We start from the raw sequence: 16,288 nt of genomic DNA, 5'->3' as shown, positions 1-16,288 counted from the left end.
AAAGTCGCAAGTAAATCCACTACTCTCGGCCCTGGGCGTCCTCAATAGGGTCAAAATTCTCTAAAATAGCCTGCGAAATAAGTCGGAATTTGTCGGTGGAGGTACAACTGGAAATCACATCCAGTATCTCGCTGATAAATCACCCTGTTTTCAAAGTATCCTATACCTTTCACTCGTAACAGGAAAAAGTCGCAAATAGACACCAACCAACCAACCATAACCGACCCCACTCAATCTCGCTACGAACCATCTATTAAACGACAAAAAGGAGGAAGCCATACACGGCTTCCTCCTTTCTACTTTCATTTATGAACCGATCGTCGCATTCTGATGGGAATGCAGCCTCGTAAAGATTCCTCCTGCGTCCGAGAGGAGCTCTTCATGGGTCCCGTCTTCAGCAATGCCGTCTTCTGTGACGACGAGGATCCGGTCGGCTTTCCGGATCGTGGCGAGCCTGTGGGCGATGACCAGGGTCGTGCGGTCCTTCGCCAGGTCGTTCAAGGCATCCTGGATGATTGCTTCTGTCTCTGTATCAAGGGCCGACGTCGCTTCATCGAGGATGAGGATGCGAGGATTCTTGAGGAACATCCTCGCGATGGACAGGCGCTGTTTCTGACCGCCTGAGAGCTTGAGTCCACGCTCCCCGATCTCAGTGTCATACCCATCAGGCAGGGAAGCGATGAGATCCGTCAGATGGGCGCGTCTTGCCGCCTCCTCGATCTCCTCCTGTGTCGCTCCCAGACGTCCGTAGGCGATGTTTTCACGCAGCGTACCCGCGAATAGGAAGACATCCTGCTGCACAATCCCGATCTGGGACCGGAGTGATGATTTCGTCATGTTGCGGACATCGATGCTGTCGATGGTGATCGCCCCGTCCTGCACATCATAGAAGCGCGGGATGAGGGAGCAGATCGTCGTTTTTCCGGCACCGGATGGTCCGACGAATGCCACCGTTTGTCCCGGCTGGATCGTGAAGGAGAGATCGTTCAGAATCGGACGTTCCGCTTCATATCCGAACGTCACATCACGGAAGGTGATGCGTCCTTCGAGACTTTCCACTTCAACCGCATTCGGACGGTCTTCGATATCCGGCTCCTGATCCATGAGTTCCGTGAATCGCTTGAAGCCTGCCATTCCTTTCGGATAGAGCTCCAAAAGGGCAGAGATTTTATCAATCGGTTTGAACAGCACGTTGATGTATAGAATAAAGGCGACGAGCTCCCCGTAAGAAAGGGCGCCGCTGAACGTGAGCCATGCCCCGTACACGAGGATGACCAGCGTCATGAGCCTTGTGGTGATGTAGATTCCGGACAGGTTCACGCTCATCACTTTGTACGCCTTCAATTTTGATTTGCGGAAGAACAAATTGTTCTTGTTGAAGCGTTCCATTTCATAGGACTCGTTCGTGAATGATTGAACGACACGTGAGCCCGACACGCTGTCTTCCACGCGGCTGTTGACGTCTGCGATATTCCCATACATCTTGGTCCATGCCTTGTTCATCTTGATGTTGGAGTATGAAATCAGCCAGATGAGGAACGGCACGATGATGATTGCCACGAGGGCAAGCTTCACATTGATCGTCATCATGATCCAGAATGCGCCAAAGAAGGTCATGACGGCAATGAACAAGTCCTCGGGTCCATGATGGGCAAGTTCCCCAATATCCATGAGGTCATTGGTTACGCGGCTCATGATATGCCCGGTCTTCGTATTATCGAAGAATCGGAATGACTGGCGCTGCACATGATGGAACAGCTCGCGCCTCATATCCGTCTCGATGTTGATCCCGAGCTTATGACCCCAGTAGTTCACGACGAACTGCATGGACGAGCTGATCAGATAGAGAAGCAGGAGGCCGATGCTGACCGAAACGATCGTGCTCCAATTCCCTTCAGGAAGGAGGGAATCAATAAACCATGATACGGCCATGGGGAATCCAAGTTCCAGGACTCCGACGAGTACGGCACAGAAGAAATCAATATAAAAAAGCCGTCGATGGGGACGGTAATACGAGAAAAATCGTTTGATCATAGGACCACTCCACCTTTATGTATTAGACAAAACATAAGATAATTTTACCATAGTGACACCCAGGAGAGGAGAAAAGATTCACCGATTTTCACGAACGTATTTGATGAGTACAATAATAAATGTTCGTGTTTTCGTTGACTTTCTTCCAGCGAATTGATAAAATAAGCTTGTTTGAAAAAAGGGGAATCATGATTCCCGTCGGAGGTGCTCACATGTCTTCAGTAGTAGTAGTTGGAACACAATGGGGAGACGAAGGAAAAGGAAAGATCACTGATTTCCTTTCTGAACATGCAGAAGTAATCGCACGATACCAAGGCGGAAACAATGCCGGACACACCATCAAATTCGATGGTGAAACTTACAAATTACACTTGATCCCATCTGGAATCTTCTATAATGAAAAAATCTCTGTCATCGGAAACGGTATGGTCGTGGATCCGAAGGCACTCGTACAAGAATTGAAATACCTTCACGACCGTGACGTAAAAACAGACAGCCTGCGCATCAGCAACCGCGCCCACGTCATCCTTCCATATCACCTGAAGCTTGACGAAGTGGAAGAAGAGCGTAAAGGTGCCAACAAGATCGGTACAACGAAAAAAGGAATCGGCCCTGCATATATGGATAAAGCAGCACGTATCGGAATCCGTATCGCCGACCTTCTTGACCGCAAATCATTCGAAGAAAAGCTTGAACGCAATCTTGAAGAAAAGAACCGTCTCCTTGAGCGCTTCTACGAAACAGAAGGCTTCAAGATCGAAGACATCCTTGATGAGTACTATGAGTACGGTCAACAAATCAAGCATTACGTCGTCGATACATCTGTCGTTCTGAACGACGCCATCGACAACGGACGCCGCGTCCTATTCGAAGGAGCACAAGGTGTCATGCTCGATATCGACCAGGGTACATACCCGTTCGTTACCTCATCCAACCCGGTAGCTGGTGGCGTAACCATCGGTTCAGGTGTCGGCCCGACGAAGATCAACCACGTTGTCGGTGTATCAAAAGCGTACACGACCCGCGTAGGAGATGGCCCGTTCCCGACTGAACTGACAGACGAAATCGGTAACCAAATCCGTGAAGTCGGCCGCGAATACGGCACAACCACTGGCCGCGCCCGCCGCGTAGGTTGGTTCGACAGCGTCGTCGTCCGTCACGCACGCCGCGTCAGCGGATTGACTGATCTTTCATTAAACTCCATCGACGTCCTAACCGGCATCGAAACATTGAAAATCTGTGTCGCCTACAAATACAAAGGCGAAATCATGGAAGAATTCCCGGCAAACCTCAACGTCCTCGCCGAGTGCGAGCCTGTCTACGAAGAGCTTCCAGGCTGGACCGAAGACATCACTGGCTGCAAAACGCTCACAGAGCTTCCAGACAACGCACGTCACTACCTCGAGCGCGTATCACAGCTCACAGGTATCCCGCTATCCATCTTCTCTGTCGGACCAGACCGTTCACAGACGAACGTGGTTCGCAGCGTGTGGAGTGTACGATAAGAATTGCTTGATTGATGGACCTGGCCCTTTGGGGTTGGGTCTTTTTTTGATTGGTGTGGGGATTGCTGCTTGTTGGGGCGGTGGTTGCGGTTGGACAGGGGTGGTCGATGCGGGTGGAGTAGCTAATACAAGATGGTTAGGTTTGCTTGTAATGGAGGCTGATCGCAAATACCGGACATTAAGCGTATGTATATGTATTAGATAAAAAATACTAAAAGCCTTTCGTATGTATCAGACTAAACGCGCAAATAGAGAATGGAGTGTAAATTCGTTTCGCAAATAAATTTTTGAGTTTCGCAAATAAAAAATTTAAACTCGCAAGAAAATCTTTTAAACTCGCAAATAATCCCTTCTTTCTTTGAGGACTCAGCCCTCAATGTGCATGAAATCCACAAAAACCAACTGCGAGAAAAGTCGAATAATGTCACACTTACATAATGTACCTTACCATCAGTGGAAACTCGCAAATATTTAACCCCTACTCGCTAATATAGTAGGATTTTAGCTAGAATCATAAAAAAGTAGCAAATAATTCTTTCTCCATCAGCGGGAGAAGACCACATCCCATCGTGTACTGGTACCGGTATTCCACCAACAAATAAATGACGGTTTGGAATTCAGCACATGCAAATCTTATGGTGTAGAAGGAATATCGCAGCTTGTGTCGAATTATCAATTAACCCTTTGAATTGGAGTGATGAAATGATAGTTAAAAAGCTTGTCCTTCCTCGGCAAATCAGCAAACTGCAGGCATTGTCCAAGAGGCTCAGGACCTCGCATGATAAATTTACACATGTTCAGAATGATCTAGGAAGGTTTCTAGCAGGATACAATGGCGAAAAAGCTCTTCAATTCCACCTCACACCCCTCTCCTCGAAAGACACACATCTTCTCCACAACGTACGCCTTTTCCATGGAAAGCAGTTTTCTCAAATGGATTTACTAATCGTAACTCGGAAATTCGTGTTGATTCTTGAGGTGAAGTATATGTCTGGGATGCTTCACTTTGACCGTTCATTTGGTCAGTTGCTACAGCACAAAAATGGAGTGGAGAGGGCCTTCACTGACCCCATGTTTCAGCTTGAACGACAAGTTCACCTATTGACAGATTGGATGGAAAAGAGATATTTGCCGCGCATCCCAGTGCACGGCCTGGTAGTAATGAGTCACCCGCATGCCATTCTGAAAGGGGACTCGTCAAAGCAGGATAGCTCCATCATACGACCGGCGAGTATTGTTGAGAGGGTAGCACAGTTAGAAGAGCATTATAGGGAACCATTTATCAGCATAGCCGAAATGAAAAAAATTTCTCATGAGTTTATGAGGTGGGATGCGAGCCATGATGAGTCCGTACTACAAACTTATAAGCTAGATAAGGAAGACATATTACGTGGTGTGATCTGCCATAGCTGTGGCCATATGCCCCTTGACCGTATTCATGGATCGTGGAGGTGTGGGAATTGCACATTACGTATGAAAACGGCTCATCATTCAGCTCTCAGTGATTACTTCTTACTTTTCGGACCTACCATAACCAATCGGGAAATGAGATGGTTCTTCCACATACAATCTACGTTTCTGGCAAACCGCCTCCTCCAATCCACCCCCCACCTAACCAAATCCGGCCACTACAAAAGCACGGTATACACCATTTCCGAGCAAATAAACCTTTAAATTATTCCCCGAGAAATAATTTTCGACGAAAAAAGACAAAAAACTATTGCAGTAGTGTTTTGCTCTGTGATAATATTAATTTCGTTGTCACGAAAGAGGCCTGATAGATGTAAGATATAAACGGCCGAATCGTGTTTATATATATCCTTTTTTAGAGCCATTAGCTCAGTTGGTAGAGCATCTGACTTTTAATCAGAGGGTCGAAGGTTCGAATCCTTCATGGCTCACCATTATTTTTGTGGCCCGTTGGTCAAGCGGTTAAGACACCGCCCTTTCACGGCGGTAACACGGGTTCGAATCCCGTACGGGTCATTTTTTCATTCCTTCATAGGGATTTAAAAATAGACGATCCACCATGTGGGTCGCAAATTTTTATTCGTGATTTGTCGAAATTTTCCGGAATTAAAAGGTTTCGGCGTTTGATGTGGCTGCTTGGCATCCATGTCGAGTATGGTTCACGAATGTGTTGTAGATTTTTCCTCGCTAACGCGAAAGGGCAATGACAGCTCTTTTGCTGAAGCAAAGCTAATGTCCCTTATTTTCGCTAAGGCGAATACTAATGATAGCTATTTTGCTATCGCAATGCATTGATCTTTATTTTCGCTAATCGCGAATACTAATGATAGCTATTTTGCTATCGCAAAAAGCTCTGGTCCGGTAGTTCAGTTGGTTAGAATGCCTGCCTGTCACGCAGGAGGTCGCGGGTTCGAGTCCCGTCCGGACCGCCATTTTCATATTGTGGCTCAGTAGCTCAGTTGGTAGAGCAATGGACTGAAAATCCATGTGTCGGCAGTTCGATTCTGTCCTGAGCCATTTATAAAAAGTACTGCGACGACGTTGCCTCTCGTAGTACTTTTTTATTATGCTTTTTTGTCATCCCTCTGTAATATTCCCCGCTCGTTTTACCCATGTTTCCCCATGTTTATTGCAATGTCCTTACATTCCCAATTCCCTCTATGACAGGCTTGAACGCCCTTCTGTCAATCGATTGTCCTAGTCGTTGCTACAGTTTTTTTACAATCATGATACATCAGCCCGGACTTCATTGAAATATGGTAAATTGGGTTGGTATGAGTGATTGAAAGACTACTACGATAGACATGCATGTCTTGTAATAGGAGGAAAATCAATGAAATTCGGGTTACCATCATCACCGTTTCCCTCGCTGAAAAGAGCAGGTGCGATTGCCCTTGTGTTGGGAGCTTTTACGACGGCGTCGAGTGCTTCTGCCGCTGAGGATTTTAAGACGGTGTATCATGTATATATGGGTTCTGAGTATGTGGGGGCCGTGACGGATAAAGGGGAAGTAGATGCTGTACTTGAGAAGAAGCTTTCCAAAGCCATGGATGAACATAAGGATGTCGATCTTGATTTTAATAAAGAAGTAACATACATACCTGAAGATGTATTTACGATTGAATCACAGGATCAGGACGTGTTGAATACGATCCAGAAGTCGGTTTCTGTCGAGGCGAATGCCTATGCCGTGGAGGTGGACGGTGAGCCGGTTGCATATGTGAAGGATGAGAAGGACGCCGAGGATGTGCTCAAGGCGTTCAAGCTCAAGCATGTGTCGAAGGATGAATTGAAAGAGTACGAGAATCGTAAAGACGATGAGTCCCTGCCGGAGCTCGGGGAGAACGAGTCCAGGATCTTGGATCTTTCGTTCAAGGAGCAGGTAGAGACGAAGGAAGCGAAGGTCGATCCGGATGAAGTGGTTTCGGTTAAAGAGGCTGCGAAGGATCTTGAGTCTGGTAAAGTCGAAGAGAAGGATTACAAAGTGGAGCGCGGTGACAGTCTTGGGGAAATTGCCAAGGAGCATGACCTTTCCATGGATGACATCCTCGACTTGAACAAGGACGTGAAGGCTGACGAGGCGCTGAAGGTCGGCGAGAAGCTTGTGATCAAGGATTCTGAACCATTCCTTCATATGGTGGTGAAGAAGGAATTCAACAAGCTTGAAGCAATCGACTATGAGAAGAAAGTAAAAGACGATGCGTCCATGACGAAGGGCGATACGAAGGTCGAGCAGGCCGGTAAAGAAGGCGAGAAATCCGTGACCTATGAGGTGACCGAGGAGAACGGCGCGGTTGAATCGAAGGACGTGAAGGATGAAGAAACGCTGAAGAAGCCGGAGGACTACATCGTCCTTAAAGGAACGAAGGAGATCCCGGGCCGTGGGAACGGAAACTTCATGTGGCCGACGAACGGAGGATATATTTCTTCCAAGCAGGGTGAGCGCTGGGGTAAATTCCATAAGGGAATCGACATCGCGCGTCCGACCGATCGCACAATCAAAACCGTGGATAACGGCGTTGTCGAGTCGGCGGGCTGGAATGACGGCGGATATGGCAACAAGATCGTCATTGATCACCAGAACGGATACAAGACAGTGTACGGACATATGGCATCTCTGTCTGTGAAGGCGGGTCAGAAGGTCGAGCAGGGCCAGAAGATCGGCGTGATGGGGGATACGGGGCAATCAACCGGTGTCCATCTGCACATCGAAGTGTATAAGGACGGAAAGATGCTGAATCCATTGGACGTACTTCATCAATAGATTTCATCACGAGGGGACTGACATCCATTTTGCAATGTCAGTCCCCTTTGTTATATTGGGAAAAAGGGGTTTTCTGAGTAAAAGATGATTTAATATGAAGAAAGTGATAAATTTAAAGAGAGAATCCTGAATCAAATTCGTTTAAATAAGGAGATCAATTCATATGGATAAGAAAATTCTAGTCGTTGACGATGAAAAACCCATTGCTGATATACTGCAGTTCAATTTAAAAAAAGAAGGATATGAGGTTCACTGTGCGTATGACGGGGATGAAGCCGTGCGTATGGCAGAGGAAATCAAGCCGGACCTTGTACTTCTTGATATTATGCTTCCAAACCGTGACGGCATGGAAGTGTGCCGTGAAATCCGGAAAAAATATGAGATGCCGATCATCATGCTGACGGCGAAGGACTCAGAGATCGACAAGGTCCTCGGTCTGGAGCTTGGTGCGGATGATTATGTGACCAAACCATTCAGTACACGCGAGCTGATCGCACGTGTGAAGGCGAATCTTCGTCGTCACCAACAGGGTGCTGCTCAGGTGGAAGAGGATGAAAATAACGAAATCACGATTGGTTCACTCACGATCCACCCTGATGCGTATGTCGTGTCGAAGCGTGGAGACACCATTGAGCTGACCCATCGTGAGTTCGAGCTGCTTCATTATCTTGCGAAGCATATCGGACAAGTCATGACCCGTGAGCATCTTTTGCAGACGGTATGGGGCTATGACTACTACGGAGATGTCCGTACGGTCGACGTAACGGTGCGTAGGCTCCGTGAGAAGATCGAGGATAATCCGAGCCATCCGACGTGGATCGTGACGCGACGGGGTGTCGGGTACTACTTGAGAAACCCAGAACAGGATTGATCGGATGAAGAAAGTCGGATTGACCCGTTCCATCCATCTTAAGTTCGTGATGATCTACGTACTCCTGATCCTGCTCGCCATGCAGATCATCGGGGTGTACTTTGTCCGCTCCCTTGAGGAACGGTTTGTGAATAACTTCAAGACCTCCATCCAGAATAGGGTGGAGATCCTTCAGTATACGGTGAAAGAAGAAATGCTCAAAACCCGGACCGACACAGATCCGAAGCTTGAGGACGATCTGAACCGGATCCTTCGGGACAGCAGAACGAACGATATCTCGGAAATCCGGGTGATCAACTCGAAGAGCCGGGTCATCGGGACGTCTGGGCAGAATGAGCAGAACCTCATCGGCCAGGCAGCCGGGGAGAAGGAAGTCAAGCGGGCCCTTGCCCTCGGTATCAACCATAATGATATTTATTTTGATAAAAAATCAGGCGATCGGATCTGGGTATTCACGGAACCGATCGAGAGCAATAACGAAGTGATCGGAGCGATGTTCGTCGTCGGTCAGATCGAGACGGTCTACGATCAGATGAACGAGATCAATGCCATCTTCACGAGGGGGACGATCATAGCCCTTGTCATCACGGCGATCCTCGGGGTGCTTCTCGCCCAGACGATCACGCGACCGATATCCGATATGCGGAAGCAGGCCCTTGCCATGTCGAAGGGGAATTTCTCCCGGAAGGTCAAGGTGTACGGGTACGATGAAATCGGTCAGCTCGCCATCACCTTCAATAATCTGACGAAGCGGCTCCAGGATTCCCAGGCCTCGACGGAAGGGGAGAGAAGGAAGCTGTCGTCTGTCCTTTCCTATATGACGGACGGGGTCATTGCCACCGACCGGAAAGGCCGGGTCATCCTCATCAACGATCCCGCAGCGAACATGCTGAATGTTTCACGTGAAACGGTGGTGTCGCAGCCGATCGTTTCCCTCCTTGGGATTGAAGAAGAGTATAGCTTCGAGGACCTTTCAAATACCCAGGACTCCATCATCCTGGACTACAGTACGAATGAAAAGCCTTATATCCTGCGCGCGAATTTCTCCATCATCCAGAAGGAGACGGGCTTCGTGAACGGTCTGATCACCGTGCTTCATGATATTACGGAGCAGGAGAAAATCGATCTGGAACGCCGTGAATTCGTGGCGAATGTGTCCCATGAGCTGCGGACGCCGCTCACGACGATGCGAAGCTACCTGGAGGCCCTTGCAGAAGGAGCCTGGCAGGATGAGAATATCGCACCGCGATTCCTCGATGTAACCCAGAATGAAACCGAGCGGATGATCCGCCTCGTCAATGATCTGCTGCAGCTGTCGAAGATGGACAGCAAGGACTACCGGTTCAATAGGGACTGGATGGACTTCATCGGATTCTTCCATAAGATCATCGATCGCTTCGAAATGTCGAAGAATCAGGATGTCCGATTTGTGCGGATTCTTCCTGATCAGGCGATGTTCGTCGAGATCGATCAAGATAAGATCACGCAGGTTCTGGATAATATTATTTCCAATGCCCTCAAGTACTCACCGGAAGGCGGGACGATCACGTTCATCGTCGAGGAGAAGAACGGGTTCATTGAAATCAGCATTTCCGACCAGGGGCTCGGGATTCCGAAAGATAATCTCGGTAAAATCTTCGAGCGGTTCTACCGCGTCGATAAAGCGCGGACCCGTCAAATGGGTGGAACCGGCCTTGGTCTTGCCATCGCGAAGGAAATGATCACTGCCCATGGTGGCGATATCTGGGCGGACAGTGTAGAAGGAAAAGGGACGACCATCACCTTTACCCTGCCGTATGACGCTCTTCAAGAGGATGATTGGTCATGAACTACGAAAAATTTAAATCCATACTGCTGACCGTCCTTGTGGCAATCAGCATCTTCCTGACCTATAGTCTATGGACGTATCAACCGCGTTACGAAACGATCGAGGATCAAGATAGCCCCGTTAAAGTGACCGTGGGGGAGAAGCGCCCGGAAGATGAGCTTGTGCCTTCATTGATCAAGCCGTTCAAGCTTCTCTACCATCAGGCCGATAAGACCCTCGGTACGTCGAATCAAAAAGAGATCGATAAGGTGATGGAGGATATCGGGACGTGGAACGTCTACGATTTCTCCCAGGTGCAATTGAATGAACAGGACTTGAAAGAGGTGTCCAAGGGAGAGAATCGCATCGAGATCATCTTCCCGGACAACGTCCCTCTATCGGTCTACAGCCAGATCTTGAATCTGGACAGTTCGTCTGTTCCGAAAGCCGATTTTGATCGCCTCATCATCGACTTGAATGATAAAGGCCTTGATTCCAGTGCCGTTTTCTTCCTACCGAAGGAAGCGGATAAAGGGGGGGCAAGCGTCTACACAGCCCGTGTCGATCAGAACAGTGTCAATACGTTCGCCAGTCGATACTTGAAAAAGCTTTCCCTTCAGTATACAGAGTATATGGAATATCCATTGACGGATGACCGGACGATCTATCTGCCGCTTGCCAAGGATGAATACATCAGCTACCAATATTTCACCGATCTTGATTCCATAGAGGACTATAAGAACGCCCTATTTGTTGACGGGAAGAGCATCAATCTGTCCTCGAACGGAAACGTTGACACGTATATCTCGGTGTACAACCTGTTGACGGTGAATAAAGATTACAACACGCTCTCCTTCGTGTATCCGACGGAGGAAAAAGCCGATCCGTGGCCGTCTTCCTATCTCCTGACAGAAACCATGAGCTTCGTCAATGACCACGGCGGATGGACGGATAAGAACTTCCAATATTTCTCCATCAATCCGGATCAGAATAAAGTCACTTATCGACTCTTCGTTCAGAATCTCCCGGTATTCAATGACCAAGGGATGGCGGAAATCACCGAAACGGTGGGGAATTCCTCAGTCAGCAAGTACAGTAGGCCGTATTTCACCCTGGACTTCTCATCCAGCGACTTCTCTTCGAGTGCGGTGTCAAAAGAGAAGCTTCCGAGCGGATCTTCTGTCATCACGATGCTCCAGGACGCGAAGAGTATCGATCTGGATTCCGTGCAGGATATCGTGGTCGGGTACAAGATGACCCGAAACCCGGAGGATAGCCGGAAGCTGAACTTTGAGCCTTCCTGGTATTATAAGTACGACGGTAATTGGATCAGGTTGGATACGGAGCAAAAGGAGGATGTCTTGAATGGATTGGAGTAAGACGAAAACGATCTTCATCGTCGTATTTCTCATCTTGAACGTCTTCCTGGTCTCCACGTTCATCAGAAAGGTTTCTGAAAGCAACCTCGATACCCTCGGTCAGTGGACGATTGATGAACAGCTGAAGTCTGAGAATATCAAGTATCCGAAGGACCTCTCCAATGAAGTCGTGAGGGAACCGTATATCGAAGCGGTGGCGAAGAAGTTCAAATCAGAGGATCTGAAGGACTTGAAAAATCAGGATGCTCGAATTATGAACGAGAATACGATAAACTCAGTATTGAAGGATCCTTTACCGATCAGTGAGAAATTCAAGCCCGAAGAACTCAATGAGTTCATGAAGGTGAACATGATCGATGGGGACAAGTACAGCTACTGGGATTTCGATAAAGAAAAAGGAACGATCACCTATTTCCAGACGTACAAGGATAGGAAGATCTACAATAATACGAACGGGATGATCGTGTTCCAGCTCAATCAGAGCAATGAAATCGTCTCGTACACCCAGACGATGTTCGACAGCATCAAGGAACTGAGCGACGAGCAAAAACCGATCATTACCCCGTTTTCGGCGTTCAGCAACCTCTATAACACCCAGCGCATTCCTGCTGGCAGCACAGTGGAACGGCCGGTTCTCGGTTACTCCACCTTTGTCCCTTGGGAAGAGTCCCAGGTGCTGGCCCCTACATGGCATTTTGTCGTGAAGAACGGGGATGAGGAAGAGGATTACTATCAGAACGCCTTCGAAGGTCAATTCTTGGAGACGAGCACGACAGATAAAGACAAACCATTGGAGTGAGAGAAACATGAGCATGCATTTTAGTGTACTTGCTTCCGGCAGTACAGGAAATGCCATATTCGTTGAGAACGAAGAGCACTCCTTCCTCGTCGATGCCGGCTTCAGCGGCAAGCAGATGGAGGGATTGTTCAGCCAGATCGGACGGAAGATCGAAGACCTGTCCGGCATCCTCGTCACCCATGAGCATAGCGATCACATCAAGGGCCTCGGCGTCCTTGCGCGGAAGTACAAGCTTCCCATCTATGCGAATCAGAAGACGTGGAACGCCATGGACGGTCTCGTGGGGAATATCGACACCGAGCAGAAATTCACCTTTGATATGGAAACGGCCAAGCATTTCGGGGGCATGAGCATCGAGTCATTCGGTGTTTCCCATGATGCAGCGGAGCCGATGTTCTATGTGTTCCATCAAGGGGAGAAGAAACTCGTCCTCATGACGGATACAGGCTACGTGAGCGACCGTATGAAGGGCATCATCGCGAATGCCGATACGTATGTGTTCGAGAGCAATCATGACGTGGGGATGCTCCGTATGGGGCGTTACCCGTGGAACATCAAGCGCCGCATCCTGAGTGATGTGGGGCATGTGTCGAATGAAGATGCGGCGGTTGCCATGGCCGAGGTGGCTGGTGATCGGACGAAGAATTTTTATTTGGCGCATTTGAGTTTGGATAATAATATGAAGGATCTGGCAAGGATGAGCGTTTCGCAGACGTTGGAGACGAAGGGCATTCTTGTTGGGGAGCAGTTTGATTTGCTGGATACGGATCCGAAGGTTCCTACGCCGCTTGTGGCTGTGTGATGGAAGGTTTATCCTTTGTTTGGCAAGGGGTAGAGTAAGGGTGGAGGCTTTCGGGTCTTCATCCTTTTTTGTATTTAAATCGGGTATAGCTGATAGATAGCATTTTATGATGGGATGTTTCATTCCGCTGCGGCCAACCGCTTTCCTGCGGAGAGGAAGTCGAGCCTCCTCGTGCCTGCGGGGTCTCGACCTTTCCTCTGTTTCCGCGGGAGTCGGTTGGCCTTCGCTGCACTGCACTACTGCGTGATATGGGAGTTAGTGAATAGAGTGGGAACGTCTCATTACCCTTCCTTCTGTTTTATTAGTTGGGAAAAGAGATGGGGCGTTTCGTTTCGCTGCGGCGGACCGCTTTCCTGCGGAGAGGAAGTCGAGCCTCCTCGTGCCTGCGGGGTCTCGATCTTTCCTCTGGTTTCCGCGGGAGTCGGTCGGCCTACGCTGCACTGCACTACTGCTTGATATGGGGAGTTAGTGCATAGATGGGACATTCCTTCGCTCTTCTTCGCCCTCATTTAGTTATATGGGGAATAGAAAAAATGGGTTTTTACACCTTGAATGTTCACAAAATTGCCTCTATATCATCATGGTTTTCTTACTTTTTTTTCATCAGTTTCTAATTTAATCTGACTATAATGAGGGTAGTAAAGAAAAACTAACGAATGGACTAATAATGGAGAAAGGATGAAGAATAGATGGGATATTATGATCAGGGACCCTCTTCGGAGAATAGGGAAAGAAGGAGACGAGGAGGCGGCGGGATTTTCTTCTCGGGTTTGATTGGTGTGATTGTCGGTGCGCTTTTGGTGCTGGTGGCGGTGCCTCAGTTGACCGGGACCGATTTGTTCGGTTCTAATAACAATGCAAACGGCGTGACGACGGAGAATAAGGTGGATAGTGCGAAAACGGAGAATGTGGCGGTCGATGTATCGTCGGATGTCACGAAAGCCGTTGAAAAAGCCGGTGATTCCGTTGTCGGGATCAGCAACATCCAGTCTCAAAGCTTCTGGGGTCAATCCGGTAATGACGGATCTCAAACCCAGGAAGCGGGATCGGGTTCCGGTGTCATCTACAAGCGTGAAGGGGACAAGGTCCTCATCGTCACGAATAACCACGTCATTGAAGGGGCCGATCAGCTTGAAGTCACCCTTTCAGATGGGTCCAAAGTAAAAGCTAATGCTCGCGGTGCCGATCAGTGGACGGATCTTGCGGTCATTGAAATCGACGGCAGCAACGTTAAAGACAGTGCCATTGCGAAATTCGGTGACTCTGATAAATTGAAACAGGGTGAGCCGGTCATCGCCATTGGTAACCCCCTTGGCCTTCAGTTCTCAGGATCTGTGACACAAGGAATTGTGTCCGGTGTGAACCGTACGATTCCGGTTGATATCAACCAGGACGGCGTGGAAGACTGGAACACGGAAGTCATCCAGACGGACGCGGCCATCAACCCTGGTAACAGTGGTGGAGCCCTCGTCAATATTTCCGGTCAGCTTGTCGGAATCAACTCCATGAAGATCGCCCAGGACGCCGTTGAGGGAATTGGCCTTGCCATCCCGATCAACTCGGCTCAACCGATCATTGAAGACCTTGAGCAACATGGAGAAGTGAAACGTCCTTCAATGGGAATCACTCTTCAAGATGTGAGCGAAGTATCATCGTATCACCAACAAGAAACGTTGAAACTTCCTAAAGATGTGAAATCAGGCGTGTTGGTTCGCCAGGTTATGCCGAACTCACCGGCAGCACAAGCGAAGCTGCAAGAGCTGGATGTCATCGTTGAGCTTGATGGTGAAAAAGTTGAAAGCACAGTCGACTTGAGGAAACATCTGTACACCAAGAAAAAAGTCGGTGACTCCATGAAGGTGAAATTCTACCGCGACGGAAAACTCCAGGAAGTCACAATGAAATTAACGGATGAATCACAATTGTAATTTGTGGATAACGTAAAAGCAGGAAAAGGGCTTCCCTTTCCTGCTTTTTCTTTACGTGTTATGATAACCTGTGGATAAGTATAAAAACATAGTAAAAGGAGTCGATTCAGCATGATTAACTGCTGCCTGGAACACGTGGAACTCGCACTCGACATTGCCGTCGATGAGCATGAGGTCGCGCCTAAACTGGAAGAGCTTTCAAAGGAAAAACAGTTATCCACAACCTGTGAATATTGTGGGAATAACGCAATATATGTAGTGGCGAACTAATATTCCCCCACGACATATGGATGGGGTTTGTGGATATGTGGATAATTTCTGTGGATAATATGTTTGTAATCTGTTTGTAAAGAGAGTGTGGATAAACCATGAACATCACCATCATCACCGTCGGTAAACTGAAAGAAAAATACCTGAAGCAAGGCATCGCCGAATACACGAAACGACTCGGTGCCTACGCCAAAATCGAGATTGTCGAGCTCGCCGATGAAAAAGCACCCGAAGTCCTCAGCGACTCCGAAATGCAACAGGTCAAAAACAAAGAAGGCGAGCGCATCCTCTCCAAGATCTCCCCGGACCACCACGTCATCGCCCTCGCCATCCAGGGCAAAATGAAATCCTCCGAGGAACTCGCCGACACCCTCGATAGACTCGCCACCTACGGCAAAAGCAAAGTCGCCTTCATCATCGGTGGATCGCTCGGACTCAGTGATGATGTATTGAAGCGGGCCGATGAGAAACTGTCGTTTTCGAAAATGACGTTTCCTCATCAGCTGATGCGATTGGTGCTGGTAGAGCAGGTTTATCGGGCTTTTCGGATTAATCGGGGGGAACCTTATCATAAATAAAACACAAAAAATAAAAGAGCCACGTCCCAAGATAAAAGGAACGCGGCTCTTCTTTTTCAAGAGTAAGGAATTAGTACCCCA

12 protein-coding genes and 4 tRNA genes are annotated in these 16,288 nt (G+C 48.4%); 15 read left to right on the top strand and 1 reads right to left on the bottom strand.

Features of this window, described 5'->3' with window-relative positions:
- Positions 1-306: 306 nt before the first annotated feature.
- Positions 307-2,034 carry an ABC transporter ATP-binding protein gene (locus tag ABJ225_RS17440; protein ID WP_053429890.1) on the bottom strand — a complete coding sequence of 576 codons (1,728 nt, stop codon included), beginning with the start codon at positions 2,032-2,034 and terminating at the stop codon, positions 307-309.
- Between the two features lie 212 nt (positions 2,035-2,246).
- Here ABJ225_RS17440 and ABJ225_RS17435 point away from each other — a divergent pair, with 212 nt between their 5' ends.
- From ABJ225_RS17435 to rlmH, 15 genes are all read left to right on the top strand, one after another.
- On the top strand, positions 2,247-3,539 hold the full coding sequence (locus ABJ225_RS17435) for an adenylosuccinate synthase (RefSeq protein ID WP_218246838.1): 1,293 nt from the start codon (positions 2,247-2,249) through the stop codon (positions 3,537-3,539).
- Positions 3,540-4,241: 702 nt separating this feature from the next.
- Entirely contained in the window at positions 4,242-5,213 is a 972-nt protein-coding gene (locus tag ABJ225_RS17430) for a nuclease-related domain-containing protein (RefSeq protein WP_347321210.1), read from the top strand.
- Positions 5,214-5,367: 154 nt separating this feature from the next.
- Positions 5,368-5,443, top strand: a tRNA-Lys gene (locus tag ABJ225_RS17425).
- A gap of 10 nt (positions 5,444-5,453) precedes the next feature.
- A tRNA-Glu gene (locus ABJ225_RS17420) sits at positions 5,454-5,525 on the top strand.
- 339 nt (positions 5,526-5,864) lie between these two features.
- Positions 5,865-5,941 (top strand) — tRNA-Asp (locus ABJ225_RS17415).
- Between the two features lie 12 nt (positions 5,942-5,953).
- A tRNA-Phe gene (locus tag ABJ225_RS17410) sits at positions 5,954-6,026 on the top strand.
- A 316-nt stretch (positions 6,027-6,342) separates the two neighbouring features.
- Positions 6,343-7,773 carry a peptidoglycan DD-metalloendopeptidase family protein gene (locus tag ABJ225_RS17405; RefSeq protein WP_347321209.1) on the top strand — a complete coding sequence of 477 codons (1,431 nt, stop codon included), beginning with the start codon at positions 6,343-6,345 and terminating at the stop codon, positions 7,771-7,773.
- A 163-nt stretch (positions 7,774-7,936) separates the two neighbouring features.
- Positions 7,937-8,644, top strand: a complete 708-nt coding sequence (gene yycF, locus ABJ225_RS17400) for a response regulator YycF (protein WP_053429886.1) — start codon at positions 7,937-7,939, stop codon at positions 8,642-8,644.
- 4 nt (positions 8,645-8,648) lie between these two features.
- Complete coding sequence (gene walK, locus ABJ225_RS17395) at positions 8,649-10,472, top strand: cell wall metabolism sensor histidine kinase WalK (protein WP_056539883.1); 1,824 nt, start codon at positions 8,649-8,651, stop codon at positions 10,470-10,472.
- Complete coding sequence (locus tag ABJ225_RS17390) at positions 10,469-11,830, top strand: YycH family regulatory protein (RefSeq protein WP_056539880.1); 1,362 nt, start codon at positions 10,469-10,471, stop codon at positions 11,828-11,830. Before walK ends, ABJ225_RS17390 begins: the two co-directional genes overlap by 4 nt.
- Positions 11,817-12,629, top strand: coding sequence for a two-component system regulatory protein YycI (locus tag ABJ225_RS17385; protein WP_218246836.1), 813 nt, complete (start codon positions 11,817-11,819; stop codon positions 12,627-12,629). The genes ABJ225_RS17390 and ABJ225_RS17385 overlap by 14 nt, the downstream gene beginning before the upstream one ends.
- A gap of 7 nt (positions 12,630-12,636) precedes the next feature.
- On the top strand, positions 12,637-13,431 hold the full coding sequence (locus tag ABJ225_RS17380) for an MBL fold metallo-hydrolase (RefSeq protein ID WP_317947622.1): 795 nt from the start codon (positions 12,637-12,639) through the stop codon (positions 13,429-13,431).
- A gap of 689 nt (positions 13,432-14,120) precedes the next feature.
- On the top strand, positions 14,121-15,359 hold the full coding sequence (locus ABJ225_RS17375) for a S1C family serine protease (protein WP_079513928.1): 1,239 nt from the start codon (positions 14,121-14,123) through the stop codon (positions 15,357-15,359).
- 111 nt (positions 15,360-15,470) lie between these two features.
- On the top strand, positions 15,471-15,629 hold the full coding sequence (locus ABJ225_RS17370; protein WP_079513930.1) for a CxxH/CxxC protein: 159 nt from the start codon (positions 15,471-15,473) through the stop codon (positions 15,627-15,629).
- A 98-nt stretch (positions 15,630-15,727) separates the two neighbouring features.
- Positions 15,728-16,207 carry a 23S rRNA (pseudouridine(1915)-N(3))-methyltransferase RlmH gene (gene rlmH, locus ABJ225_RS17365; RefSeq protein WP_347321208.1) on the top strand — a complete coding sequence of 160 codons (480 nt, stop codon included), beginning with the start codon at positions 15,728-15,730 and terminating at the stop codon, positions 16,205-16,207.
- The last annotated feature ends 81 nt before the right edge of the window (positions 16,208-16,288 follow it).

The organism is Rossellomorea sp. RS05, assembly GCF_039822645.1.
In the GTDB taxonomy this organism is placed as follows: Bacteria; Bacillota; Bacilli; order Bacillales; family Bacillaceae_B; genus Rossellomorea; species Rossellomorea marisflavi_B.
Note: the sequence above shows the minus strand (reverse complement) of the source record. Positions and strands in the feature narration are given on the sequence as shown.